This is a genomic window from Arthrobacter sp. MYb224 (genome assembly GCF_002975455.1).
Taxonomy (GTDB): domain Bacteria; phylum Actinomycetota; class Actinomycetes; order Actinomycetales; family Micrococcaceae; genus Glutamicibacter.
The window spans coordinates 516,565-542,196 of sequence record NZ_PCPU01000003.1 but is presented as its reverse complement, the minus strand read 5'-3'; the positions used below and the strand labels follow the sequence as shown (position 1 = coordinate 542,196).

General features: G+C 60.4%; 21 protein-coding genes. 11 read left to right on the top strand and 10 right to left on the bottom strand.

Annotated features, from left to right (window positions below; genetic code table 11):
- Positions 1 to 290: 290 nt before the first annotated feature.
- The 4 genes from CQ017_RS08530 to CQ017_RS08515 all read left to right on the top strand — a co-directional run bounded on the left by CQ017_RS08530 (position 291) and on the right by CQ017_RS08515 (position 5,921).
- Entirely contained in the window at positions 291 to 1,700 is a 1,410-nt protein-coding gene (locus tag CQ017_RS08530; RefSeq protein WP_105553330.1) for an L-serine ammonia-lyase, read from the top strand.
- Between the two features lie 453 nt (positions 1,701 to 2,153).
- On the top strand, positions 2,154 to 3,473 hold the full coding sequence (mgtE, locus tag CQ017_RS08525; RefSeq protein ID WP_258133550.1) for a magnesium transporter: 1,320 nt from the start codon (positions 2,154 to 2,156) through the stop codon (positions 3,471 to 3,473).
- Between the two features lie 65 nt (positions 3,474 to 3,538).
- The gene (locus CQ017_RS08520; RefSeq protein WP_105553328.1) at positions 3,539 to 4,648 is read left to right on the top strand and encodes a tRNA-dihydrouridine synthase; all 1,110 of its coding nucleotides are present in this window, start codon (positions 3,539 to 3,541) and stop codon (positions 4,646 to 4,648) included.
- 142 nt (positions 4,649 to 4,790) lie between these two features.
- On the top strand, positions 4,791 to 5,921 hold the full coding sequence (locus tag CQ017_RS08515) for a hypothetical protein (RefSeq protein ID WP_258133549.1): 1,131 nt from the start codon (positions 4,791 to 4,793) through the stop codon (positions 5,919 to 5,921).
- Between the two features lie 71 nt (positions 5,922 to 5,992).
- Here CQ017_RS08515 and CQ017_RS08510 read toward each other — a convergent pair whose 3' ends face one another.
- Positions 5,993 to 7,150, bottom strand: coding sequence for a CPBP family intramembrane glutamic endopeptidase (locus CQ017_RS08510; protein ID WP_105553327.1), 1,158 nt, complete (start codon positions 7,148 to 7,150; stop codon positions 5,993 to 5,995).
- 156 nt (positions 7,151 to 7,306) lie between these two features.
- Here CQ017_RS08510 and CQ017_RS08505 point away from each other — a divergent pair, with 156 nt between their 5' ends.
- From CQ017_RS08505 to CQ017_RS08495, 3 genes are read left to right on the top strand one after another with little or no spacing between them, the layout of a single operon-like run.
- Positions 7,307 to 8,584, top strand: a complete 1,278-nt coding sequence (locus tag CQ017_RS08505; protein ID WP_105553326.1) for a YibE/F family protein — start codon at positions 7,307 to 7,309, stop codon at positions 8,582 to 8,584.
- A gap of 46 nt (positions 8,585 to 8,630) precedes the next feature.
- Positions 8,631 to 9,689: a metal ABC transporter solute-binding protein, Zn/Mn family gene (locus CQ017_RS08500; protein ID WP_105553325.1), complete on the top strand. Its 1,059-nt coding sequence runs from the start codon at positions 8,631 to 8,633 to the stop codon at positions 9,687 to 9,689.
- A gap of 20 nt (positions 9,690 to 9,709) precedes the next feature.
- The gene (locus tag CQ017_RS08495) at positions 9,710 to 10,828 is read left to right on the top strand and encodes a CDP-glycerol glycerophosphotransferase family protein (RefSeq protein ID WP_105553324.1); all 1,119 of its coding nucleotides are present in this window, start codon (positions 9,710 to 9,712) and stop codon (positions 10,826 to 10,828) included.
- Here CQ017_RS08495 and CQ017_RS08490 read toward each other — a convergent pair.
- From CQ017_RS08490 to CQ017_RS08470, 5 genes are all read right to left on the bottom strand, one after another.
- Positions 10,825 to 12,315, bottom strand: a complete 1,491-nt coding sequence (locus CQ017_RS08490) for a gamma-aminobutyraldehyde dehydrogenase (RefSeq protein WP_105553323.1) — start codon at positions 12,313 to 12,315, stop codon at positions 10,825 to 10,827. The genes CQ017_RS08495 and CQ017_RS08490 overlap by 4 nt on opposite strands.
- A 37-nt stretch (positions 12,316 to 12,352) precedes the next feature.
- Positions 12,353 to 12,721 (bottom strand): cupin domain-containing protein, encoded by a 369-nt coding sequence (locus CQ017_RS08485; RefSeq protein WP_105553322.1) that lies wholly within the window; start codon positions 12,719 to 12,721, stop codon positions 12,353 to 12,355.
- Complete coding sequence (locus CQ017_RS08480) at positions 12,721 to 14,166, bottom strand: FAD-binding oxidoreductase (protein WP_105553321.1); 1,446 nt, start codon at positions 14,164 to 14,166, stop codon at positions 12,721 to 12,723. The genes CQ017_RS08485 and CQ017_RS08480 overlap by 1 nt, the downstream gene beginning before the upstream one ends.
- A 358-nt stretch (positions 14,167 to 14,524) precedes the next feature.
- On the bottom strand, positions 14,525 to 14,881 hold the full coding sequence (locus CQ017_RS08475) for a hypothetical protein (protein ID WP_146112456.1): 357 nt from the start codon (positions 14,879 to 14,881) through the stop codon (positions 14,525 to 14,527).
- Between the two features lie 46 nt (positions 14,882 to 14,927).
- The gene (locus tag CQ017_RS08470) at positions 14,928 to 16,847 is read right to left on the bottom strand and encodes a primary-amine oxidase (RefSeq protein ID WP_105553319.1); all 1,920 of its coding nucleotides are present in this window, start codon (positions 16,845 to 16,847) and stop codon (positions 14,928 to 14,930) included.
- A gap of 127 nt (positions 16,848 to 16,974) precedes the next feature.
- Between CQ017_RS08470 and CQ017_RS08465 the strand changes: the two genes are divergently transcribed.
- The 4 genes from CQ017_RS08465 (at position 16,975) to CQ017_RS08450 (ending at position 21,568) form a co-directional block, all read left to right on the top strand.
- Positions 16,975 to 17,562, top strand: coding sequence for a TetR/AcrR family transcriptional regulator (locus tag CQ017_RS08465; protein ID WP_105553318.1), 588 nt, complete (start codon positions 16,975 to 16,977; stop codon positions 17,560 to 17,562).
- A 107-nt stretch (positions 17,563 to 17,669) separates the two neighbouring features.
- Positions 17,670 to 18,599 (top strand): helix-turn-helix domain-containing protein, encoded by a 930-nt coding sequence (locus tag CQ017_RS08460; protein ID WP_181150517.1) that lies wholly within the window; start codon positions 17,670 to 17,672, stop codon positions 18,597 to 18,599.
- Positions 18,600 to 18,703: 104 nt separating this feature from the next.
- Positions 18,704 to 20,140, top strand: a complete 1,437-nt coding sequence (locus CQ017_RS08455; RefSeq protein ID WP_105553316.1) for an APC family permease — start codon at positions 18,704 to 18,706, stop codon at positions 20,138 to 20,140.
- A gap of 15 nt (positions 20,141 to 20,155) precedes the next feature.
- A complete protein-coding gene (locus CQ017_RS08450; protein ID WP_105553315.1) occupies positions 20,156 to 21,568 on the top strand; it encodes an aldehyde dehydrogenase family protein in 1,413 nt (470 codons plus the stop codon).
- A gap of 71 nt (positions 21,569 to 21,639) precedes the next feature.
- On the opposite strand, the gene CQ017_RS08445 is transcribed toward CQ017_RS08450, so the two are convergent.
- From CQ017_RS08445 to CQ017_RS08430, 4 genes are all read right to left on the bottom strand, one after another.
- The gene (locus CQ017_RS08445; protein WP_181150516.1) at positions 21,640 to 22,113 is read right to left on the bottom strand and encodes an HtaA domain-containing protein; all 474 of its coding nucleotides are present in this window, start codon (positions 22,111 to 22,113) and stop codon (positions 21,640 to 21,642) included.
- 100 nt (positions 22,114 to 22,213) lie between these two features.
- Complete coding sequence (locus CQ017_RS18075) at positions 22,214 to 22,675, bottom strand: hypothetical protein (RefSeq protein ID WP_181148205.1); 462 nt, start codon at positions 22,673 to 22,675, stop codon at positions 22,214 to 22,216.
- 105 nt (positions 22,676 to 22,780) lie between these two features.
- Positions 22,781 to 24,151, bottom strand: coding sequence for an FAD-binding oxidoreductase (locus CQ017_RS08435; protein ID WP_258133547.1), 1,371 nt, complete (start codon positions 24,149 to 24,151; stop codon positions 22,781 to 22,783).
- A 93-nt stretch (positions 24,152 to 24,244) separates the two neighbouring features.
- Entirely contained in the window at positions 24,245 to 25,615 is a 1,371-nt protein-coding gene (locus CQ017_RS08430) for an aspartate aminotransferase family protein (RefSeq protein ID WP_105553312.1), read from the bottom strand.
- Between the last annotated feature and the right edge of the window lie 17 nt (positions 25,616 to 25,632).

Genomic DNA, 25,632 nt, shown 5'->3' with positions numbered 1-25,632 from the left:
GCTGATGGTAATGCTGGTGTGTTGCCGGAGTTGAAGCAGCGTGTGCTGGATCTGGCGCAGGCTCACCCGCTCTACCCGGAACTCGCGAAGGTTTCCGAGTAGCAGCTTTTAAGTAAGGAAGGCCCGGAAAGCAAAAACATCGCGTTCCGGGCCTTTCGTCTCTTGTGCGAATGCCAAACAGGCCACTATCGTGCATCACCGGGGACGGGGATCATCCTATTCTCTGCCTCACCACACACATTAGGTGTGAGCATCACCTATTGCCCCAAGTTCTAAGGATGTGAACCGTCATGGCGGTTAGCGTATTCGATCTTTTCTCGGTTGGTATCGGACCTTCCTCCAGCCACACCGTGGGACCAATGCGTGCGGCGCACGCATTCATTGCCCAGGTAATTCGCGAGGGGAAGATTGAGGCACTCGAATCCCTGCGCATCGACGTGTACGGTTCGCTTGCAGCGACCGGACGCGGGCACGGGACCTTCACCGCAATCATGCTCGGGCTGGAGGGCTTCGAACCTGAAGCCATTCTCCCGGCACAGGTAGATGAGCGTCTGGCACAGATGGAATCCACCGGTATTCTTCGTCTCGGGTCTCAGCTGGAGGTGCGCAAGGACCTGAATTACATGGTCAGTGACATGATTCAGCACCCATTGACCGTCCTGCCCCGGCACACCAATGGCGTGAAGTTCATAGCCTTGGATGCAGCAGGTGCAGAACTGCTCAACGAAACGTTCTTCTCCGTCGGCGGCGGTTTCATTGTCCGCGAAGGCACCGAAGAACGTATCGAGAAGAATATCGAAAAGAAGGTCAAGCAGCAGCCGTATCCCTTTACTACTGCTGCGCGCTTGATGGAACATACGCAGGATACCGGCAAGTCGATCGCCGAGATCATGATGGCCAATGAGGAGACCTTCCGTACCCGGGAGGAAATCCGCTCCGGCCTCGTCCATATCTACGAGGTCATGGAACAGTGCAAGGACGCATCGCTCGAACGCACCGGCGTGCTTCCCGGAGGATTGAAGGTTCGCCGCCGCGCACCAGAATGGCACGAACGCTTGCGCAAGGAAGACAAGGATCGTGATCCGGTCTACTGGCAGGAATGGATCAACCTCGTGGCGCTGGCCGTCAATGAAGAAAACGCTTCGGGCGGTCGCGTCGTGACGGCTCCAACCAACGGCGCCGCGGGCATCATCCCTGCCGTCCTGTTCTACGCAACCCACTACGCACCAGGGGCCAAGTACTGGAACGAAGAGGAAAAGAACGACGCCGTGGTTCGCTTCCTGCTCACCGCCGGTGCCGTTGGCGTGCTGTACAAGGAACAGGCCTCGATCTCCGGTGCCGAGGTCGGCTGCCAGGGCGAAGTTGGTTCGGCTTCGTCGATGGCGGCCGGTGGGCTAGCCGAAATTCTTGGCGGTACCCCAGCCCAGGTTGAAAATGCCGCGGAGATTGCCATGGAACATAACCTTGGACTCACTTGCGACCCGATCGGCGGCCTCGTGCAGATTCCATGCATTGAACGCAACGCGATTGCCGCTTCCAAGGCGGTGAACGCGGCCAAGATGGCGTTGATGGGCGACGGCGAACACCACGTCACCTTGGATGAAGTCATCATCACCATGCGCGAGACGGGCAAGGATATGAGCGACAAGTACAAGGAAACCGCAATGGGCGGCCTGGCCGTCAACGTGGTTGAATGCTAATTCAGCACCCCGAATAAGCGTGCGGCGGGCTCTTGCCCGCCGCACGCTTTTTTCATCTGGCGGATGTGATCTTGTCGCCTACGTGGCAACTATTGCCCAAGATGATGATAGAACTAAGGAGAAGGTTCTCGGGCGTACACCCGAACGGATTCCAGGAGGTGAGCTGCATGGACGACGGTTCTAGTCGATCTATGTCCTCGCGACCTCCGCATTTCAGCCGCTGAGCTACACGACAATTCCTGTGCAGCGGTGAGTGAGCTTTGGAGAGCCGCGCTTCAAATCCCTCCTCCACGCATGATTCCCGCAAACGATCACTGATGGACTTTTCACCTAGATTTCGCTAGGTGAACGCCTGCCGGTGATTCGCCCGCACCTCTGGAATGATGCGCCAATACACCGTTTGGGCTGATGACCTTGCACATTTCCAAAGAAGTAGACTTCTCTACTATTTCAATGCTGATCCAGGAGCATCTCGGCTCACCGGATTTCAACGAGCTTGCCTTCCTGCTGCGCGGGCTGAGCTTGCAGCAAACCCTCCAGCAGCTGCACCGGCTGCCGGCCAAAGACATGGCAATCGTCTACCGGCTGCTCGCCAAGGATCAAGCCCTTGGTGTTTTCCAACGCCTGGATCCTGCCATCCAGGCCGAACTGATTGGCAGCTTGCAGCAGGACGCGGTCAGCGAAACCTTTGCCGGGATGGCAACCGATGATCGCGTGGCGCTGCTCGATGAACTGCCGGCGCAGCTTGCGGCGAAACTGCTTCGAGGCCTAGCCCCGGAGCAGCGCGAGGCGGTCAACGTCCTGCTCGGGTATCGCGCTGGGGTGGTGGGGCACCTGATGAATCCTTACTTTGTCACGACCCGCCCAGAGCTGAGCGTTGCCGAAAGCCTGCAACGGGTACGAGGCCAATTGGATAGTGCAGAGAGTATCTACACGCTGGTAGTGACCGATGAAACGCGTCGCTTGCTCGGGGTAGTTTCACTGCGCGCACTGATGGCCGCCGACGAAGAACAGCGGGTATCGGAGCTGCTCACCGTTGGCGCCGGTCTGCACGCCGAGCAGCCCGCAACCGAGGCGGCTCGCCAAGTGGTGCTTAGCAAGGAACTGCTGATCCCGGTGGTGGATTCCGAGCAGCGGGTTGTCGGAGTCTTTAGCTCCACCGACGCGATCTCGATTCTCGCCGCAGCCGATGAGGAACGCGCTGCGCGCGGTTCCGGTGCCGAACCTCTGCGGCGTCCCTACCTGAGCACCGCGGTGGGTTCTCTGGTAAAAAGCCGCATTGTATGGCTGCTGGTGCTTGCCGTCGGGGCAAGCCTCACGGTCCAGGTGCTTTCGAGTTTCGAAGAAACCCTCGAGTCGATGGTGGTGCTCAGCTTGTTCATTCCACTGATCGTCGGCATCGGCGGCAACACCGGAAACCAGGCGGCGACCACGGTCACCCGAGCAATTGCGATGGGCGATGTTCGCGTCGGGGACCTCGGGCGGGTCATGCTGCGTGAGCTCTGTGTGGGGCTCATCCTCGGATTATGCCTGGGAACCCTCGGATTTGCGCTGGCCGGATTCATCTTCGGCGGATCCATTGCGCTGATTATCGGGATCACGCTGGTGGCACTGTGCACGATAGCGGCAGGAGTCGGCGGCATCATGCCGATTATCGGCAAATGGCTGAAAGTCGATCCTGCGGTCTTCTCGAATCCATTCATCTCAACTTTTGTGGATGCCGCCGGGCTGATCGTGTACTTCAGCGTGGCAGTTGCCGTGCTCGCAAACTAGCATGCCCCAGCTCATGGCAACTTGCCTGTTGGAATAATATCCGGGGCTACAGCGTCACACTAGATATGCCTCTAAGTAAATTGTTCACCCCAGTCACCATCCCTACGCGCAGCGGAGCGGGCCTGATGCTGCGCAACCGGGTCGTGCTGCCACCTATGTGCCAGTACGCCGTTGACAAGACAGACGGCGTGCCCACGGACTGGCAGCTAGTTCACCTCGGCTCGATGGCCCATGGCGGTTTTTCGCTGATCGTCACCGAAGCTTCGGCGGTGGTACCCGAAGGCCGGATCTCGGATCGTGACGCCGGAATCTGGAACGAGGAGCAGGTCCAATCATGGGCACGCGTCAACGAATACGTGCACGCGCACGGTGCCGCAACGGCCATCCAGCTGGCTCACGCCGGGGCGAAGGCCTCGACCTATAGCTGGCTCCAGGAGCTCGAAGCAGAGCAGAAGACCGGAAGCCTCGCCGTGTCCGAGGGAGGGTGGGACACCGTCACCTCCACGCCGAGCGAAATTTACGGTCTGAAACCAGCGAGCGGAATGACTCAAGAGCAGATCGCTGACTCCGTCCAAGCCTGGGCCGCGGCGGCGAAGCGTGCCGATGCTGCAGGTTTTGACATGATACAAATCCATGCGGCCCATGGATACTTGATTCACCAGTTCCTCTCGCCATTGTCGAATAAGCGAACCGATGAGTATGGCGGAAGCTGGGAAAACCGCACACGCTACCTTCGCGAGATCGTGCATGCGGTCGCGGCCAGCTGGCCCGAGAACAAGGCCCTGGGCATTCGCTTCTCTGGAGACGATTGGGTCGAAGCCGGCTGGCGCATCGCTGACACCATTAAATTGGCCGAGGAGCTCTACGCGGCAGGAGTGCGGGCCTTTGACCTTTCCAGCGCCGGAATCGGTGCCTTCCATGGCCCCAGCGGTCCCGGATACCAAGTCCCATTGGCCCAGGCGGTTAAGCAGGCACTGCCAGATGACGCCTTTGTGACCGCCGTGGGCGGAATTACCGAAGCCCATCAGGCCGAGCAGATATTGGTGACCGGACAGGCCGACGGCGTATGCATCGGACGGGCGGCATTGGGCGACCCGCAGTGGCCAAACCGCGCCGCGCAGGTCTTGGGGGCCAGTAAGTCGCACCCCTCGCATTACTGGCGTGGACGCTGGTAAAAAACTTAGGTCGGGTGGCTATTTGGGCTTTGCCCATGCGATCTTTTCGCTTTGCTCTTCCAGCTATCGACGCGCGGTGTTAGGTTAGTCACACGGAGCTAGTCGCACGGCGGCCAGGGGTCGCGTGCGGAAGGGAGTCAGCATGGCACTACGCGCGGATTCTAATGGAATCGACGCTTCGCTTTATCGGGAAAATGGTTCGTGGTGCACCGCTTTGGTGGATGCATCATTGGGAACCACCGCGGCGCACGAAGCAGCTGACCGATTGCCGGGGGAAGTGGCCAAACTACTGAAAAGCCAGCAGGCCAGCTCCAATGATATTGAAGCTGTGACCGGGGCTTTGGAACCGGCGAAGGGGCTTCGTGCACCGGTAGCTCGATTCATCGCAGTCCATGACGGGACGGTGGTACTCAACGAACTCATTCCCGGATTGAAGGTCGAATCCGCCGCCGTGGATGCGGGGCCATTTCCGAATTTCACCGCCCTAGCCAGGGCGCGGGGTGGGGCATTTTCCTATCTTGTGGCCGAGGTCGGGCGCGATGGCGGAGAGGTGCACCTGTACAACACCACGTCCCCGGAGCGAGTGGGCAGCCGCGGGATCGTGGGCTCACCGGAAGAAACCCACCATGCACGCAAGGTGCCAGGCGAGTATGACCAGCCGAAGAATCAGTCCGCGGCCGATGAGATGGCGCGACGCAACGCCGAGGAAGTTGCGGAACTGATCACCGAAATGTGCAAGGACACCTATATCAGGCTCATTGTGCTTTCCGGTGACGTGAAATCGCGAGAGGCCATCGCTGGGATGCTTCCGGTGGCGCTCAAGCCGTATGTCGAGGTCTTGGATGCGCACACGCGCACCGGCGGCGCGGATACCAAGCAGGTTGATGACCGCATTTCGCAGTTAGTCTCCGATACGCACGCCGAAGCGATAGCGGAGCTTGAGCAGCGGGTGTCGGCTCAGGCTGGCAACGGTCGCGCGCAACTGGCCGTAGGCCTCGCCGAGGTGGTGACAGCGCTTCAATCCGCTCAGGCAGAAGTGGTGCTCGTTGGACAGTATCAAGATGAACACACCCTGCGGGCGCTATCCGCCGAACCTTGGGTGGCCCATGAAGAGGGCGATGATCATTCGGACCTGGTCATGGGGCAGTGGCCGGCTCCAGAGGTGCTGCTTCGAGCGACGGCGTTGACGGATGCCACAATCCGTTACGTTCCCGACTCGATTCTTCCCGATGGCGTGGGCATCGCAGCCTTGCTGCGCTGGGCCAAGTCCTAAAACCGAGAAAGCTTCGCCGGTGAGAGCGCATGATGCGTGCTCACCGGCGAAGCTTTTTAGCGCCACCCTAGCTACGGGTTAGGTGCGTTATGGTCGTGGGGGTTCGCGTCCGGCTGGCTGGGATTGGGGTAGCCTTCCAGCGGTGGCTGCGCCGGAGGGTAGGCCGAACCGCTCTGCGGGGCGGGCGGAGCCCAATACGCCGGTGCCGGCGGAACCGCAGGATAGGCCGCCGGCCAAGGCTGCAACAGCTGTGGGGCACGGCGCTGCGGTGCCGGCCCGGCCGTTCTCTCGATATGCCGCCGCTTGGCCACCCAAAGCAGGATGTAGGTCACCAGCGCGGTGAATCCTATCGAAGTAAGCAGGCTAGAGAGCGACGATTGCGTGGCGTTGATATCGACCGCTCCGACGGCGGCCAGCAGGAACAAGCCCACATTGTTGATCACGTGTATTGCGATGGCCGCTTCCAAGCCGCCGGTGCGCCAGGTGAGGAATCCTGCGGCTATAGCGAAGAACGCCACATCAAGCAGCCCGTAAATATCGTATAAGTGGCCAAAGGTGAATAGCGGCACCGGAAGCAATATCGCGAACAACGGGTGTTTAAGCCAGCTGCCAATGGTTTGCATGAGCATCCCGCGGAATACGATTTCCTCCGCCGCTGCCTGGAACGGCACCAGCAGCACCACGAGCAAGGCGAAGAAGAGCGGATTCGCGGGGAGGTTCTCTGCGGGGACATTCGTCGGAGCCACGAGGCCGGCGGCCTCGATGCCTAAACTAATCCCAAAATAAATTGCGTAGAGCACGACCGCGATCCCGGTGCACAGGCCCAGCCATTTCCAGCGAATCCTGCCGGCCACGGAGATCAAGAGCCCCAGTGGTTTGGGGCCGAGCAGCAGGTAGGCGAAATACGCTACCGGGATCAATACGATCAGCGAGAGCATGGTGAAGAGGAAGACCGCAGGGTCGGCCATGTTCATGCTGTCGAAAGCCATCATCACCGGATCGGTCGGCTCGTCAAGCCGCGTCCCCAGCGAGCTGAAGAGCACGATCATGAGGCCTATGAGCAAGATGACAATTGCCACCAGGTAGAAACCCGTGGCCGTTCCCAGCAATGCCAACGGGCGCCACCACGCATATTTCGGATCCCGGCGCATCAGACGATGGAACTCGTATCGAGGTTCATCGGCGCTTGCTGCATTGGGTGTAGGCCCATTTATCTCTGGCTTGCTCATAATACAATTTTCGCCCCGAACAGGTTCTTTAGGTATGAACCTTGCGGAGGATTTGTTGGATCATCCTTTAGGGGTGTTCATTACCGGGTGTACAGGTTGGCTGACTAGACTTGGGCGCGACGAGTTCTGAAAATTCCTTTGAGGAGTACACCGCACGTGGGGCATCACCATCACGATCAGCCGATTTTGCAAGACCCGAGCCGCAGGCGCCGCGCTTCAATCATTCTGTGGGCCCTGCTCGCCCCCGTCGGGGCGCTCGCTTTGATCATGGTCATCGCGCTCTGGCCGCAGGGCAACTATGATCGCTTTGCCCTGAATGGCGCAATGGAGACAACCGGTGGCGCGAGCATGCAGGTCGGCACCGTGACCAGATCGGCGATTGAGGACTGCCCCTCGAGCATCGGGCTTGAAGATGTCGGAGGCAAGACGCTGGAATGCAACGTCACCTACCTGATGCCAGATAGTGGCGGCGCCGAAATTCAGCTGGAGATTCCGCCGGAGACGCTGCATTCCCGCGAAGCGCGTTCCGGTGACCAGATTCGATATTTGGACCTGTCAAGCGTTGACTCGGGCAGCGGCAGCCCCTATGTCTTTGTGGATTTCGTGCGCACCTTGCCGATGGCCCTGCTGGCGGTGGCTTATGGCCTGGTGGTGGTACTGGTAGCTGGCTGGCGTGGTGCTCGCGCGGTCATTGGGCTCGTTGGCGGCATCGCGTTCATGATCATCTTCATGGTGCCGGCGTTGTTGGAGGGCGGGAATCCCGTGCTGATTGCGCTGACGGGTTCGACCGCGATCATGTTCGTGGCGTTGTATTTCGCCCATGGGCTCAACGCGAAAACGTCCACCGCACTGCTCGGAACGCTCTTTGGCTTGGCGGTGACAGCCGGTTTGGCGGTGTGGCTGACCGACGCGGCGGCGCTCACCGGCGCCAATGATGAACATGCGATGACGCTCTCCACCGTGGTGCCGCAAATATCCCTGCCCGGCCTGCTGATCTGTGGCCTGCTGGTGGGCGGCATGGGTGTGTTGAACGACGTCACCATCACCCAGTCCGCAACGGTCTGGGAGTTGGCGGAGACCGCTCCGCATGCTTCGGCCAGGGAGTTGTTCTTCAAGGGCATGCGCATCGGTCGCGACCATATCGCCTCGACCGTGTATACGATTGCCTTCGCCTATGCCGGTGCGGCACTGCCGATCTTGGCCATCGCGGCATTGAGCGATCAAAGCTTCGGGACCACCCTGAGCTCGGGCTCGATGGCGGAGGAAGTCATCCGAATCCTCATAGGCTCCATCGGTTTGGTCCTCGCGATCCCGGTCACCACGGCTATCGCCGTGGTTGTCGTGAAGGCGACTGGTACCGGCGGTGCGCACGGTAAAAGCAGTGTGCCGCTCGGACGGCGAGCAGCGCTAAGTGCGAATGGTTCTCAAAACTAATGTAGAATAGTTCTCAATAGCGTGATGGGTGAATGGAGACTAATAGATGAAAAACCGTGGAATGCTGGCCTCATTGGTGACGATCCCACTGACCGGCTTACTGCTGGCAGGATGCTCGGCAAATACAACCGCCGAGGCGCAGGGCACCGAGGAGCCAGCAGCCGGTGGCAAGGTTGAGGTTGTCACAACGATGAATGTGTACGGGCAGATTGCCCGGGCTGTCGGCGGCGAGCATGTAGAGGTCACCGAAATTATCACTTCCACGGCGCAGGATCCGCACTCTTACGAGCCAACCGCCCGGGACAAGCTCACCGTGTCCAAGGCCTCGATCGTCTTGGCCAACGGCGGCGGCTATGACCAATTCATGGACTCGCTGGTTTCCTCGTTGCCTGCCGAGCAAGCCGAACAGGTGCAGCTGATCCACGCTGTGGACTCCTCTCCGGTAGCGGCAGAGCACGAAGAAGGCGAAGCGCATGCCGAGCATGAGGGCGAGGAGCATGCCGAGCATGAGCATGAGGGCGAGGAGCATGCCGAGCACGAGCATGCAGAAGAAGCAGCCGATGACCATGCTGGACATGATCACGCGGAATACAACGAACATATTTGGTATGACCTGGATTCAATGGAAGCCCTCGCAGCCAGTTTGGCTACCGAGCTTGGCGAATCCGACCCAGAAAACGCCGAGACCTTCAAAGCCAACGCTGCAAGCTTCGCGGAGGGGATCGGTGGATTGCAGGAGCAGCTCGCATCCGCGAAGCTTGGCAAGCGCAGCTACGCCATGACCGAGCCGGTGCCATTCCATCTGCTCGAGGATGCAGGAATGGAAAATAAGACTCCCGCTGGACTGAGCGAAGCCGTCGAAGCCGGCGAAGGGATCGCGCCGCTGACGCTCAAGTCATTGAGCGACACACTGGATGCAGGCGAACTGGATGTGCTGGCTTATAACGTGCAGACCGAAGGGCCTGAAACTACGGCACTTCGTGCGAGCGCCGAATCCGGCAAGGTGGCGGTAGTGGACTTCCGCGAAACCATCACCGACGACTCCAGCTACCTTGAATGGATGGAGAAAAATATTAGCTCCTTGGCTTCCGCGATTGGCGAGTAGTTAAAACGTAGACTAGAGGCATGTCTCTGATTACCTCCCAAGTCAATCAAGTCGCAGGCCGTGCAAGGTCAATTTTCGCTGAACGTGCGGTGCGAACGCAGATTGCCGAGGCCAAGCAAGACTTGGATAAGGCGGAGAATGTCCTCTTTTTCGCCGAGGGTCCCGGACAGTTCTACCAACTTGGGGTTTGGCTGGAAACCTTCGAACGGTTGGCGGCGCAGGGGCAATCTGCCGGCGTAGTGGTCATGGATGCATTGACTGCCCGCGAAGTGCTCAAGGTCAGCAAATTGCCGGTCTACTTCACGCGGTCCATTGAGCAGATCGAGCGAAAGCTTACCGAGTTGGGAACCAGGACCATTTGCTACGTGAATAATTCACAGCGCAATTTCACCATGCTCCGTTTTAATGGACCGGCGCATATTCACCTGAACCACGGGGAGAGCGAAAAGGCCTCCATGGTTTCAAACCAGCTCAAGGCCTATGACTATGCCTGCGTTGCCGGCCCGGCCGCCGTGGCACGTATTTCCGAGTCAATAGCTCGTTTCGATATCAAGCACCTGGTGCAGATAGGCCGACCGCAACTGGACGCGTTGACTCCTGAAAGCCCGTCGACAAAAATTCGAGTGCTCTACGCGCCGACGTGGGAGGGCGACTCGGAGGCGATGGATTATTCCTCGGTGGTGCGGTTGGGTGAAAGCATCCTGACCCAGTTCGAGGGCGACCGCCGCTTCGAGGTGCGATTCCGTCCACATCCCAAAACCGGTGACAATTCTGCAGCGACCAAACGCGAAATCGCGGCGCTACGCACCCGATTTGCCGCGGAACTTGATCCGCTGGCCGACCCGGGACAGTCATTGGTTTGGGCAGACGTCGCGATCTGCGACACCTCGGCGATGGCCTACGACGCGGTGGCGTTAAACGTTCCGCTGTTCCTGACCGGAAAACGCCCCTCGCAATTGCGTGATCGCCTACCGCAGGAGCAGCTATTGGGCTCGGCAAACGGGCTGGCGCAGCGTGTGGCCGAACTGGCCAAGGCCGGCGTATCTGGGCGACAAAAGCAACTGGCCCAGTATTTCTTCGCCACCACCTCTCCGGGAGACGCTACGAAAAAGTTGGGCCAGTTGCTGGGTTCCGTCTAGCGCTGCAGAAACACGGTATTCTGCCATTCGCGGTGAGTATCCGTGTCGTGCGAGATCAACACATGCTTGACGTTGGTGTATTCATCAAATGAATACTGGCTCATGTCCTTGCCCATGCCGGAGGACTTGTAGCCGCCGTGAGGCATCTCGGAGACGATGATGATGTGTTCATTGATCCACACGCATCCGGCCTGAATCTGCGCACTGGCACGCATGGCCCGGTTAAGGTCCTTAGTCCAAGCGCTGGCAGCCAGGCCGTACGGAGTATCGTTGGCTAGCTCGATCGCTTCCTCATCGGTTTCGAAAGGCAAGGCCACCAGCACCGGGCCAAAGACCTCGTGCTGTACGATCTCGGAATCTTGGCTGGCCCCAACAAGCAGCGTAGGACGATAGAAGTTCCCCGGGCCTTCGAGCCGGCGTCCACCGGCCAGGACGCTGGCACCGGAGCCAACCGCGCGCTGCACCATCGAGGAGACCTTCTGCAGATGGGCCGCGCTGATCAGTGCTCCCATATCGGTGTTCGGATCCTGCGGGTCACCGACCACCATGGCGTCCATCAGCTGGGCAACCCGCCGGGTGAATTTCTCGAATACCGACGAATGCACATAGGCGCGCGTGGCGGCGGTGCAGTCCTGCCCCGCATTGATCGTTGAACCGGCAACCGCCCCATGGGCTGCCGCCTCGATGTCCGCGTCGTCGAAGACCACAAATGGAGCCTTGCCACCGAGCTCCAGATGCACACGCTTTCCGGTCTCGGCCGCCATCGTCATGACCTTCAGGCCGACTTGGGTGGAACCGGTAAAGGAAGTCATGCGAACCTGCTTGTGCCTGACCAATGCCTCACCGACGCTTGCGCCGCTGCCAACCACAACGTTGATCACGCCGTCGGGCAGACCCGCATCCTTGGCGGCCTGAGCGAAGAGCAGGCTTGTTCCGGGAGTTAGCTCGCTGGGTTTGAGCACGATGGTGTTTCCGGCGGCGATGGCCGGCAGCACTTTCCAAGCGGCCATCTGCAAGGGGTAGTTCCACGGCGAGATAGAGCCAACCACGCCGATGGGCTCCCGGCGAATCATCGAGGTCGTATTACCCGCGTAATCTCCGGAAGCCAGACCCTGCAGGTTGCGTGCGGCTCCAGCAAAGAAGTTCACGTTGTCGATCGAACCGGGCACATCAAACTCGGTGGACATGCGCATGCTCTTGCCGGTCTGCGCGGTCTCCACTTCGGCCAGTACCTGTGCGTGGGATTGCAGCTCGCGGGCCAGCGCCAACAGATGATCGGACCGCTCCCCGGGAGTGAGGGCCGACCAGATCTCGAAGGCCTTCGCCGCCGCCTGGACCGCTTCGTCTACCTCGGCCACGCTCGCAGTATCAACTTCTTCGAGTTGCTCTCCGGTCGCCGGATTGATTCGAATAAGTAGCTCACCGGTACCGTGGCGCCAGGAGCCGTTGATGAATTGGTGTCCTTGTGAAAAATTGAAACCTGACATGTTCTATCGTTCCTTGGATTTGTGGATTCTTTGCGGGCTAGAGACTCAGATAGATCTTGCGCAGAGTTTTCGTGACGCGCCATTCGGTATGCATCTGGGCGTGCAGCCGCACCAGGGCACCGGGGAATAGCTCAATTTCTTGCGCGGCGAAACCCGCGCTCTGCGCAATCTTGATATTTCCGGACCCGGAAAGCACCACGAAGTATTCGTCCGCTTCGATGTCGCGCATTGCGCCGATCGACATCTCCCAGATCCCGATGGACGTCCCGGCCAGGTCACCGACCTCGTGCACGGCGGTGCGGGTGCCGGCCGCGTCTAGTTCCAGATGCTGCGGAATTGGTTCGGCCGCTAGCGGGATGCTGGCAGCGTCAACAAGGGTGGCTAGCGGTCTGTTTTCATCTGCCATTAGGAATCGAAGCCCATGCCGATCTTGTCCATGACCTTGAGGAAGGCCGGCCGTTTACCCTCATTGCGATCGGCGCTGATCAGCTGACTGGTCATGAGCTTAACCCCGACATACGCGGCGGGTTCCGGAGGGAAGGGAATCGGCTTGGTGCGAACCATTTCCAGCTCGGTGAGCTCGGTCTTTTCGCCCGAGAGCAGATCCAACATGACCTTCGCACCGAATCTTGTGGCGCCGACACCGAGTCCGGTGAATCCTGCGCAGTAGGCCACCTTGCCGCCGTGAGCCAGGTCAAAGAAGGAGAAGAAGCGTGAGCAGGTATCGATTGCCCCGCCCCAGGCGTGGGAGAACTTCACGTCCTTCAGCTGCGGGAAGTTTCCGAAAAAATGGGCTGCGAGCTTCTCGAATGTGGAGTTATTGGTGTCGTAGCTCGAGCGGACTTTGCCACCGAAATGGTAAATGGCATCGTAGCCCCCGTAGAGGATCCGGCAGTTGCCATTTTCATCTACGGTCGGTCTGGCGTAGTGGAATCTATTGTTCAGATCGGCCAGCCCGACTGGCTCTTTCCAACCCAGCGAACGGTGTTGCTCTTCGGTCAGCGGTTCGGTCATCAACGCGTAATCGTAGACGGGGATGACCCTTGCCCGGTGACGTTTGAGCAAGGAGGGGAAGACGTTGGTGGCTAAGGCCACGCGCTGGGCCCGAATGCGCCCGGCTGCCGTCAATACGAGTATTTGCCCATTGTCCTCTTTCAGCTCGGCAGCGTGGGTGTGCTCGTAGATGCGCACTCCCAGCTCCCGGCAGACCCGGGCCAGTTCCCAAGCGAGTTTTGCTGGGTGCACCAGCGCCGTGGACGTTCGATCCAAGGAGCCCGCGAGGAAATCCGGGGAGTTGATGACTTCCTTGACTTGTTGGCCATCGAGATATTCGGTGCCTTCGGACTCGGCCGCTTCGGCAACCCAAGGGACCTGATGCGGCTCGGTGGCCACTTCGAGTACGCCAGCACGAGTGAACTCCACATCCATGCCATAGCGCTCGACGGTGGCTTGGAACTCATCGAGGTTTTGAGTTCCCAGCTTGCCGAGCAGAGCATTTTCCCGAGGCAAGTGGTTTTCGCCGTTGGCCTCACCGTGTACTAGTGAGGCTTCGCAGAAACCGCCATTGCGCCCCGAAGCAGCCCAGCCGATGCGTTGCCCTTCGATGAGGACCACATCCCGGTGGGGGTCTCGTTCTTTAGCTTGAAGCGCCGTCCAGAGACCGGTATATCCACCGCCGACAACGAGCAGGTCTGCCTCGATCGAACCGTCTAAAGCGTGCGTTGCATCGGGGCGGTGCTCGTTATCAAGCCAGTATGAGGTGTGCTTGGCACCGGACAGGGATTCTTTGATGTGCCCGGCCGCGGCATTTGCTTCGTGCCGGTCAAAGGTAAGGGGCAAATTCGTGCTCATTATTGGTCCTCGAGTCGTATCAGTGTGAAGTTTGCTGTGTTGGGCTACGACAGGGGAACCACGAGCGGGCACAGGATGGCAGCGGGGATCTGGTCCCCAGGGATTGCAGGCATGACGGATGCCGATTGCCGAAGGGCAGGATCGCGTTTTGCGGCAATGCGGTGCGCGGCATGATTCGATAGCCATTGGCTGGCCACGGATATCCCTCTTCTCGGAGTGCTTGCCTCGCAGTGAACGTCATTCATTACTTATCTAAGCCCGGTTTCTCGGGCAGGTCAAGGGAAAATTCAATTCTCTGTGCAGCGAAATGATGACATGAAACGGCTGAGGACCAGATCCATGATCTGATCCTCAGCGATTAATTTGCCGCGTATTGCGGTTTTGGCGTCCGACTTCGTGAACGGTTGAGTAACACGGCCGCGAAGAACATCAGCAGGAGCTCGGCGACTCCCACCACGAGCATTGGCACGGCGTGGGCAACATGTTCAGGCGCGGCGCCTGATGAGTGATGGGCGGCGCCTCCGGGGAGTCCTAGCACCATGATGATGTGCGACAGCCCCATCAACGCGCTCATCAGCATCAGCGCCTGCGGTGACTCGCCTTTCGCCACCGCCAGCGCGCATTTTATGCACCATGCGGTCATGAGGAGCAGCACCAAGGACCAGCCAAGGTCATGCGGCGCCGCGATGAGCAGCACCAGATGGGTAGCTGACATGATGAGAGTCGCGGCCACCAGGACCCGGAGAGCCGCCGGCACGGGATTAGCTGTTCGTGGAGCAGCATCCACCGGCGGAGTCCGATGCGGTTGAGCAGCAACCGTGCTTGGCTGGTTCCGGGACGTCTAGTGCCGGTGAACGGTCAAAGAACCCTTCGGGGCGGATCTTGAATCCAACGGTGTCCACCGGCATGATTGGCCAGTCTTCGGTGCGTGGGAAATGGGTCAGCGCAAAGGTGTGCCAGAGGCTCACCGCCTCGCCGTCAATGTTCTTATCTTCCTCTATCCAAGAACCAATGCCGGCAACTCCCGGGTTCTGGTTGACGAAATCTCCGGTGGGGTAGCGCTGTGCCGCATTGCGCTGGGTAACCCAAAGGGCCTTGGAGGCAAATTCGGCACGCTTCTGCACCGAGGAGCCCTCGGCGGCAAGCAAGGTCGGCAGCCCCTGCGGCATGAGCTTGTAGCCTACCGGCTTGCCGAGGTAATTCTTCGACTCGGGATTGGTCACTACCCATGAACGTCCCGCGGCCATGTTCGCATCGCGGACCGCTTGCTGCTCGGTGGCCAGCACGGTGTGCGAACGGCTGAAGGCGTTGCCGCGCGGGTTCTCTGCGCTGATCGGCAGGCGGACGGCTTCCTCCTCGATGACCTGGCTGGGGCCGCCGTCGAGGGCGAAATCGAGGCGGGCGCCGAAGATGTGCTGGTGGAATGGTGCCCCTAGTCCCGGTGCCATTTCGGAGGCGAAGCGCTCATCGAGCATGGCGGAGGTGAAGACGACGCCGGTGGCCTTGGCCTCGAACTCGATGGTGCCGTCCAGGTAGAGGTACCAGTAGAAGCCGTAGTCGTAGTTGCCCACGGTGGTGAAGAAGCTGATCACCAGGCGACGGTTGCGCCGGGTGTACTTGACCCCCGACCAATCATCGGAGTGCTTTGCGAGAATCGAGGCATCCTCCTCGTGCATGCAAATTCCGTTGGTAATTGTTTGGGCCTCGCCGTTGGCGTCGGTGATCACCGGGGAGATGTAGTGGATCTCGCCGAGGCAGTCACAACCCAGTTCCAGCGAGTTGGCGAATCGGCCCACCAGGTATTCGCCGGTATCAAAATAGTTCTGCCAGCTGCGCACCGGAGAAGGGTCGCCGTAGGGGACCACCATTTCGGCGATGGAAGCGCGATCCAGGATGCGGCGGCGCTGCTCCTGGTCGTCAAAGGCGATGTTGTAGAGCACTAGGCCTTCGCGCATATCGAAGCCGATATCCAGCGACCATTTCTCCCACTCGACGTGGTTTCCCTCGGTTACCGTGAAGCTTGCGCCCTCGGGCTGCGTGATTTCGATCGGTCGTTGGGTGGTGCGGACCGGACCGGTGAGTTCCGGATCCGTGTAGTTTCCATGTGTTTCCGGCACCGGAACGATACCAAAATCCAGGAGCTGGTCCACGGTGCCGGCGATGGTGTCGAGGTAGACCACGAGCCCATCCACCGGGTGGGCCCAGGCGGAATCTTCGGCAAAGTCCTGGCGGAAGGCCAAGCCGCGCAGGATACGGCGTCCGGATTCCTGCGGGTACTCGAAGACGCCGGCGGATAATGGCGCGACCCGAACCTGCTCGGGCTTCAGATTTCTTTTGGCTAGGGCTGCGGCCCACTCCTCGCTCTTGGCCAAGATTGCTTCGACCATTTCGAATTCTTCCACGAGCACCGGCAGCTGGCCGGTGGCTCCTGGATCCAGCTCCACGAGCGTTTCAATCTTCCCAGTGGAGAGGTCAAGGACTACATCCTTCGGCTCATTCTCCAGCCGGTCCATCAGCATGGCGCGGACCCTGCGCCCAGGGGCCTGCGGGTTTGGATCTTCAAGTCCCATGTAGGCAATGCGGGTGTTCTGTCCGTAAATCCCCGCGGTCACCAAGATCTTCTTGGCCGCGGCAATTTCTTCTGCAGAAAGCAGGGAGAAGTTAGTTTTTGTATCTTGCATGACAAACGCATCCTTTGGATTGATGTGAGTCGAACCACTTTTTATTCTCTGCTTGTAGAGAATACGGAAAATGGCGACTCGTGGCAATAGCGCGCCGAAGAAAACTTGTCTTAGCTAGGCTGGGTGCATGCCAAGAATTGTTGACCACAACCAGCGGCGCCGCGAGATTGTCGAAGTCACCTGGCGCTTTATTGCCAGGCAAGGCTTCGACAAGCTGAACCTGCGCGACCTGTCCGCCGCGGCTGGCTATGCCAACGGTGGATTGAAAACCTATTTTCCGAACCGCGATGCGATTCTGGTTGCGACATTCAATTACGTTGCCGACTCAACCAGCCGACGCATTGCCGAAAAGACCGCGACGCTCAAGGGCGTAGACGCGATTCGCGCCTTTGCGCTCGAGGTGCTCCCCTTGGATGAGGAGCGTCGGGACGAGGGGCGTGTTGCCGTGCATTTCTGGCATCTGGCACTCGGCGAGCCGGATTTGGCTGAGGTGAATGCGGTGGCGATGGATCGCTGGCGCACCATGCTGGACGGCTGGCTGGTCGATATCTTGGGTGATGGGCACCCGGGTGCGATGGTGGCACGTGACTCGCTGCTCAACTTCATGCTTGGTGCGCAGGGTGCGAGCGTGCTCGACGCCCGGACGAATACCGCTCAATCGCTGGTTGAGCAGCTCGAATACCAGCTGCGTGCGCTCGTGGCCCTGCCGCGATAAATATTCTTTATTCTCCGCCTGAAGAATAAAGGTGACTTTGGAGTAGAACTGCCGTACCCTCAAACGTGATGCCCGACACAACAGGGGTGCGTTCCAGAGAGGTCTCGATGTATCAGATTCAACATGTTGACTCGTTCAGCGCATGGTCCAGGCTGATCTCTGATGCCTTCGTGCAATTACGCAGCGAGCAGGTAACCGCCGGTCACTTCTCGGCCAGCCTCGGGGTCAATATGCTCGGCAACATCGGACTGATGCGAGTGAATTCCAAGGCGCACACCGTCTTGCGTACCGAGGACCTGACCTCCACCGGAGACGGGGAATTCTACAAAGTCTCTTATCAGCTCGCCGGGCACGGCCTGTTGATTCAAGATGGACGCGAAACCGTTTTAGCCCCCGGAGACTTGGCAATCTACGATACTCAGCGGCCCTACACGCTGAGCTTTGACCAGGCGGCCTCACTGATGGTGGTGCTCATTCCGCATCATCAGTTTCGGCTCTCGCGCCACCAGGTCGGCGAAATCACCGCTACTCGAATGGAAGCCGGGCATCCGCTCACCGGAACTGTTACGCCGCTGTTGCGGCATTTGGGCGAAAACCTGGCACAGTGGGATCGATATGGTGGCGCGGGGCTTGCCCGCAATACCGTGGATCTGCTGGCGACCTCGCTGGGCGGTGTGCTATCCAATGCCCATGCGGTGGACCCACGGATTGCCCAGCGCGAACGCATTATCGAATTCATAGAGCAGCGCCTGGACGCTCCGGAGCTAACGCCCGCTTATATTGCAGAAGCCCACTTCATCTCGGTGCGAACCCTGCATGCTCTCTTCGCGGAGGAGCCACGCAGCGTTGCCGCCCTCATCCGGCATTATCGGATGAAATACGCTGCCGAGCTTTTGAGCGACCCATTGCTGGCACAGGTGTCGGTCCAGAGCGTCGGCACGCGCGTAGGCATCGTCGATGCACCCGGATTCACCAGAGCCTTCGCCCGCGAATACGGGCTGACTCCCGGTAAATTCAGGCTCAAGGCGTTGGCCTGAGCCATCGTATGCGCGCATGGGCAAGAGCCCTGCACGCAACGGCAACGTGAATGTGAACCCCGCCATGGATCCTTGAGACATCGATAGATTGAGTGGGGAAACCAATGGGACTCGAACAACGCACCTTATCGGTGCCAGCACTGGTAGTCATGATTATCGCGGCCAGCGCACCGCTGACGGTTGTCGCCGGCGGCGTAACGACAAACTATGCGGTGACCGGCATGGATTCGGTGCCGCTGTCATTTGTCATTCTGGGAATTATCCTGCTGATCTTCAGCATCGGCTACACCGCGATGAGCCAGCATATACCTAACGCGGGCGCCTTCTACGCGTATATCGCCGGAGGCCTGGGCCAAGCCGCCGGCGTCGGCGCGGCTATGGTCGCGGTTGTCAGCTACAACCTCATGCAGATCGGCATCTATGGGCTCTTCGGGTTCGCGGCGGCTTCCTTCGCTTCCGGCCTCTTAGGCTCCACCATCCCTTGGTGGGTTATGGCGCTAGTCGCTTGGATTCTGGTCGGTGCGCTGGGGATGAACCGGGTCGATTTTTCCGTCAAAATTCTTGGATTCGTCGTCGCGCTGGAATTCCTCGTGGTCATTGTTTATGACGCGATGACCTTCGCGGTCGCTCCGGAAGCACCAGAATTCAGCGCTGCATTCAACGTCGGCGACGCGATGGCGCCGGGCATGGGCGCGGTCATGGCGTTCAGCATCGCGGCATTCATGGGGTTCGAGTCTGGAACTATCTACAACGAAGAGGTCAAGGATCCAAAGCGCACGGCCCGCAGTGCCACGCTGATTGCCGTCACGATCATCGCAGTATTCTATGCCTTCTCCGCGTGGGCCGTTGCCGTGGGCGAGGGGCAGGGAAATGTCGCCGCGGCCTCGGCAGAATTCGGACCCGATCTGATCTTCGTATTCCTCGGTGCCCATGCGCCGGGCTGGTTCGTTGACATCGCTAACCTGCTGTTCATCACCAGCCTGTTCGCCGCGCTGCTTGCCTTCCACAACGTGGTGGCACGCTACTTCTACTCCATGGGCCGCGGTGGCGCCTTGCCGAAGTTCCTCGCGAAGACCTCACGCCGAACCCACGCGCCGGTTGCCGGTTCCCAGGCCCAGTCATTGCTTGCCTTGCTGGTGATCGTGGTATTTGCGGTGGTCTCCGCCGGCAAGGACCCGATATTTATCGTCTTCACCATGTTCACTTGGATGACAAACTCCGCCGCCTTCGGGCTGGTGCTGCTGATGGCGCTGACTTCATTCGCGGTGTGCGGATACTTCGCCCGGAACCGTACGGCAGATTCGCTGCTCACCCGTGTTATCGCCCCAATTGCTGCCGGGCTGGCGCTGAGCTTTGTCTTTGTCCAGATCGTCATCAACTTCGATGTTCTGATCGGCTTGGAGGAACCAGGGGCGTTGCCCTATATCTTGCAAGCAATAGTCATTGTGCCCGGTATCCTCGGCTTCCTGCTTTCTTGGTGGGTGCGAAAGATCCGGAATAAGTCTGCTCAATCTAAAATCCATGAAACAACTCTGAACTAACCAAGGGAGATCTCAATGTCATACTCCAACGCACAGGAACTGCTGTCCGCTATTCAGCCGGCTTCCGGCGGCACCGAAATCTTTGACCCGGCCACCGGAGAGCTCGTCGGCCGGGTAGCCCAAAGCAGCGTGGCAGATTTGGACGCCGCGGTGAGCGCCGCCCGAACTGCGCAGCCTGCATGGGATGCACTCGGCCACGAAGAGCGCAATCGTCTGCTGAACCTGGCCGCGGATCGCATCGAAGCCAACGCCGAGGCCTTGGCCGAGCTGCTTTCCCGGGAACAGGGCAAACCGCTAAACGGTCCCAACGCTCGCTTCGAAATTGGAGGATGCGCGGCTTGGCTGCGCGCCGCCACCGCCTATGAGGTGGAGCCGGAGGTCGTGGTGGACGACGGGGAAACCTACGCCGCCAAACACTACCGTGCCCTAGGCGTGGTCGGCGCCATTGGACCGTGGAACTGGCCGATGATGATCTCCATCTGGCAGCTGGCGCCTTCGCTGCGCATGGGCAACACCGTGGTCATGAAGCCAAGCGAATACACCCCGTTGTCGGTGCTGGCCTTGGGGCATGTCCTCAACGAGGTCTTGCCAGCGGATGTGCTGCATGTAGTGGCCGGTGGCCGTGAAGTAGGAGAGAAGCTCTCCGCCCACCCAGAGATCAATAAGATCATGTTCACCGGGTCCACCCCGACAGGAAAGGCGATCATTCGCTCTTCGGCCGACACCGTCAAGCGGCTGACCCTCGAGCTGGGTGGAAACGATGCGGGAATCGTCATGGAGGACGCCGATCCGAAGGCCTTCGCCGAGGATCTGTTCTGGGGCGCATTCATCAACACCGGCCAAACCTGTGCCGCCTTGAAGCGCCTGTACGTCCCGGAATCCATCTACGCGCAGGTCTGCCAGGCCTTGACCGAGGTGGCCGCCAAGATGCCAATGGGCGTGGGCCTTGATGAGAACAACGTCCTCGGCCCGCTGCAGAATAAGGCCCAATATAAGATCGTCGCCGACTTGGTCCAGAGTGCGGTGGACTCCGGTGCGACGGTGCTGCTGGGGGCCGACCCGGACAGCGAAGCTGCCGGATACTTCTACCCAACCACCCTGGTGGCAGATATCGATCCGCAAAATCCTCTGGTCACCGAGGAGCAGTTCGGTCCGGCCTTGCCGATTGTCAAGGTTAAGAACGTGGAAGAAGCCATAACCCACGCTAACTCGTTGGAGACCGGACTGGGCGCTTCGGTCTGGGGCTCGGATCGCGAGCAGGCTCTTGCCGTGGCGGCACGGATCCAGGCCGGCACGGTCTGGATCAATTCGCACGGCACTATCGATCCGCGCATTCCGTTCGGCGGGGCCAAGCAGTCCGGCTATGGTTTGGAATTCGGGCTGGATGGGCTCAAGGCACTGGCTCAGCCGCAGCTGATCAAGGGCTGATAAAAAAGCGCAAAGGGTCCGCAACTCCGGCAAGGAGCTGCGGACCCTTTGAAGCAAGTGGCGCCTGCCCGCTAGCCGCGCAAGACGACCTCAACCGGCTCCATGTCTTGGCCGTACTTGTACTGGCCGTTGAACAGGGCCGAACCCTGTTCCGTCAGTGATGCCGCGAAGCGGGTTTTGACCAGACCGAAGGCATTGGACACCGCGGTTTCGACCAGCTCGGCGATGGGCAGGCGCTCGCCGTTTTCGTTGGCGACGCTGAGCAAGACCAAATCATCGTGTTCTTCGATGCGCGGTTCGATGAGGTCCAGCTTCATCATTCCGCCATGGCCCACGAAGGAGACACGGCCGTTGAAGCGCAGCTCGCCTTCGGGGGATTCGGCGTCCACGGCGACCGGGAACGCGAGGTTATTGCCAACCTGCCACACCCCGTTGGACGCTTCGATACGGCCGTCGGGAAGCGAAGAAATATAGCCCACAAAGGAAGCCTTCAGGCCCCACTCGAGGTGAGGCTGGAACGGATCACCCGCCGGTGCACCATTCATACCCATCATCGTGTTCATTCCCCTTTGCGCCTTGACGTCGCGCGCGGTGCGCAAATTAGATCCGGGGATCAGTATTGCATATACATTAGCTTGAAAGAGACTACTGGTTACCTTGTTTGCGCTCGTGGTACCAAATCTCCTCGATAAATGGTTCCCCGGCCTCACGAACCTCGACGACGACGTCGCTGAACGACGTGCCGTCGGGCAGCACCAAGCTGGTGGTAGCCCAGGAACCATTCCAATAGCCCAGATCCAGGCTTGTCGGCTCGTACTTCAGCGCAATGTTCGCCTCGAGGTGCTTCATGGCGGTGAAATAGCCGCTGGCGGCGACGATCGTGCACACGATGGCAAGCAAGCCGGAGGCACCGGCAACGATCAGTTCGGTGCGTATCGAAGACTTCAAGGCATAGGTTTGCAGCCCGTCGGGCTTCCGCTGGAAGTCGCCGCGGCGGATCAGCCCGTGGATGAGCGTGGGGAAGCAGATCAGCACCAAAGTCACCGCGACACCAAAATAAACCAGTGGCCGCAGAAAATCTATCGGTTCGTATCCCAGCATCTCCATGGTCCGATCCTAGCCAAAGATACGCTAGCTGACCAGAGGTATTAAACACCAGTAGATCGTCCAATGAGTGGGGCCGGTCCCTTGTGGGCGCCGGGCAGCACGCGCCTAGATCCCCTTGCCGGGGTTGAGGATTCCCTGCGGATCAAATACCTGCCTGATGGAATGCTGCAGCCGCAGCGAACGCGACCCGATTTCTTCCTCGAGCCAATCCTGCTTGAGCAGGCCGATGCCGTGCTCGCCGGTCAGCGTGCCGCCCAAGCGTTGGGCCAGATGGAACATGTCGGCCAGTGCCGCCTTGGGCGCCCCTGAGGTGATGGACTGCCCCGGATCCACCACGATGACCGGGTGCAGATTGCCGTCTGCGGCGTGGGCGATGGTGAAGATGCGCACGCCGCGATGCTCGCCGATTTCGGCCAGGCCGGCCAGCGCCTCGGCGAGTTTGCTGCGTGGCACCCCGATGTCGCAGATCGATACCGTGCCTAGCTGCTCCATGCTGGGGATCGCCTGGCGCCGTGCTTCCATCAGCTGAGCCGCCTGCGCTTCATCCTCGGCGCGGTCGATGCGCGAGGCCAGCGGCGTAATGGCCTCCACCAGTGCCTGCATTTCCAGTTCGGCGCCGAACCCGTCGGTTTGCGCCAGGAGCAGGGCGCCACCTAGCTCCCGGTGCCCGGTGCCCAGGGCGCCATCGATGGCCCAGAGGCTGGGCCCATCCATGAGTTCCAAAACCGAAGGCTGCAGCCGAGCGGAAATAATCGCCGCCGCGGCCTGCGCGGCGCGGGACTCATCGGGGAAATAGGCGGCGGCGGTCGCGGTGCGAATCGGCTTGGGGCGCAGGCGCAGCACGGCTTCCACCACAATGCCCAAGGTTCCCTCGGAGCCGATGAAGAGGGCATTCATGTCGTAGCCGGCCACGCCCTTGATGGTGCGGCGCCCGGTGCGCAGCAGCTGCCCATCGGGGAGCACCACGGTCAGGGCCAAAACCGATTCGCGGGTCACCCCGTACTTGGCGCACCACATGCCCCCGGCGTTGGTGGCAATATTTCCACCGATGGAGCAGATGGCGGTGCTTGCCGGATCCGGGGCGTAGAACAGGCCGAGCTCACCGGCGGCGGCATTAACCGCCGCATTGATGACGCCGGGCTGAACCACCGCGATCTGCTCGACGGGATCGATGGAGATGATCCGATCCATTTTCGAGACGTCCAGGACCACTTCGCCGCGCCGGGCCGTTGCGCCGGCCGCCAAACCGGTTCCGGCGCCACGCGGCACAATCTTCACCCCGAACTTGCTGGCCAGCTCCATGGCCAGCACCACGTCCGCGGTGCTCCGGGCAAAAACCACGCCGTCCGCGAAGGATTCCGGGAGATATCCCGAGCGGTCGATGCTTGCCCGTTGGCAGTCTTCCGGACGTATCGAGGCCTGTGGATGCGCGTCTAATAGCTGCTTGCTGGACTGGTTGGCTTCTCCGGGGATCACTGGGACGTCCTTGGCTCGAGAGGGGGTGGGGGTGTTAAAAAGGCCCGGCGGGAGCGCATAATGCACTCCCGCCGGGCCCGATACAACTCATGGCTAGCCGGTCACGAACTTGTCGGCGACAACCAGCGCCTGCTCCAGCCGGTCCAGGGCTTCGACCAGGACATCGTCCGGGATGTTCAGCGCCGGAACCACATGCAGCCGGTTGAAGTTGGCGAAGGGCAGCAGCCCGGCAGCCTTGGCCGCGGCCACCACCTCGTTCATCTCGGGGGAGGAGCCGCCGTAGGCCGCCAGCGGCTCGCGGGTTTCACGGTTCTTGACCAACTCGATGGCCCAGAACACCCCGGCTCCGCGGACCTCGCCCACCGAGGGGTGCTGCGCGGCGAACTGCGCCAGCCGCGGGCCGATGATCTCATCGCCCAGGCGCTTGGCATTGGCCACCATGGACTCGTCCTCCATCGCGTGGATGGTAGCGACCGCCGCCGCGCAGGCCAGCGGGTGGCCCGAGTAGGTCAAGCCGCCAGGGTAGGGGCGTTCGCGGAAGGTCTCGAAGATCTCGTCGTTGATCGCCACGCCGCCCAGCGGCACGTAGCCCGAGTTCACCCCCTTGGCGAAGGTCAGCAGATCCGGGGTGACGCCCCAGTGGTTGACCGAGAACCACTGGCCGCTGCGCCCGAATCCCGCCATCACCTCGTCGGCGATGTACACGATCCCGTACTTGCGGGTCAGCTCGCGCACCCCGGCCAGGTAGCCGGCCGGCGGCATATAGATGCCGGCGGTGCCCGGAATGGATTCGAGGATCAACGCGCCGATGGTCGAGGCGCCCTCCAGGACGATGGTGTCTTCCAGGTGCTTCAGCGCCCGCTCGGTTTCCTCCGCTTCGCTGGTTGAGCCGAAGTAGGACCGGTAGGGGTAGGCGGGGAAGAAATGCACTACCCCGTCGGTGGCATGGTCCGAGGCGAAGCGCCGCGGGTCGCCGGTCGCATTGATCGCCAGCTGCGTGCCGCCGTGGTAGGAACGGTAGGCGGAGAGCACCTTGTGCTTTCCGGTGTGCAGCCGAGCCATGCGGATGGCATGCTCCACCGCGTCGGCCCCGCCGTTGGTGAAGAAGATCCGATTCAGGTCTCCCGGGGTGCGTTCGGCGATGAGCCGGGCCGCCTCGGAACGCGCATCGTTGACATGCTGCGGGGCGATGGTCGCGATCTTCGCGGCCTGCTCCTGGATGGCCGCGATCACCTTGGGGTGCTGATGGCCGATATTCGTGTTGACCAGCTGGCTGGAAATGTCGATCAGCTTCCGGCCTTCGCCATCCCAGACGTAGGAGTCCTGCGTCTTCAGAATGGTCATCGGGTTGAACGGTCCCTGCGCCTGCCACGAATGGAAGACGTGGTCGCGGTCCAGCTGGTAGGCGCGCTTGCCTGCTTCGATCTCTTCCGCCGAGATGTCGGCGGTGAGCTGTTCGGTCATGAATCTAGATCCTTCTA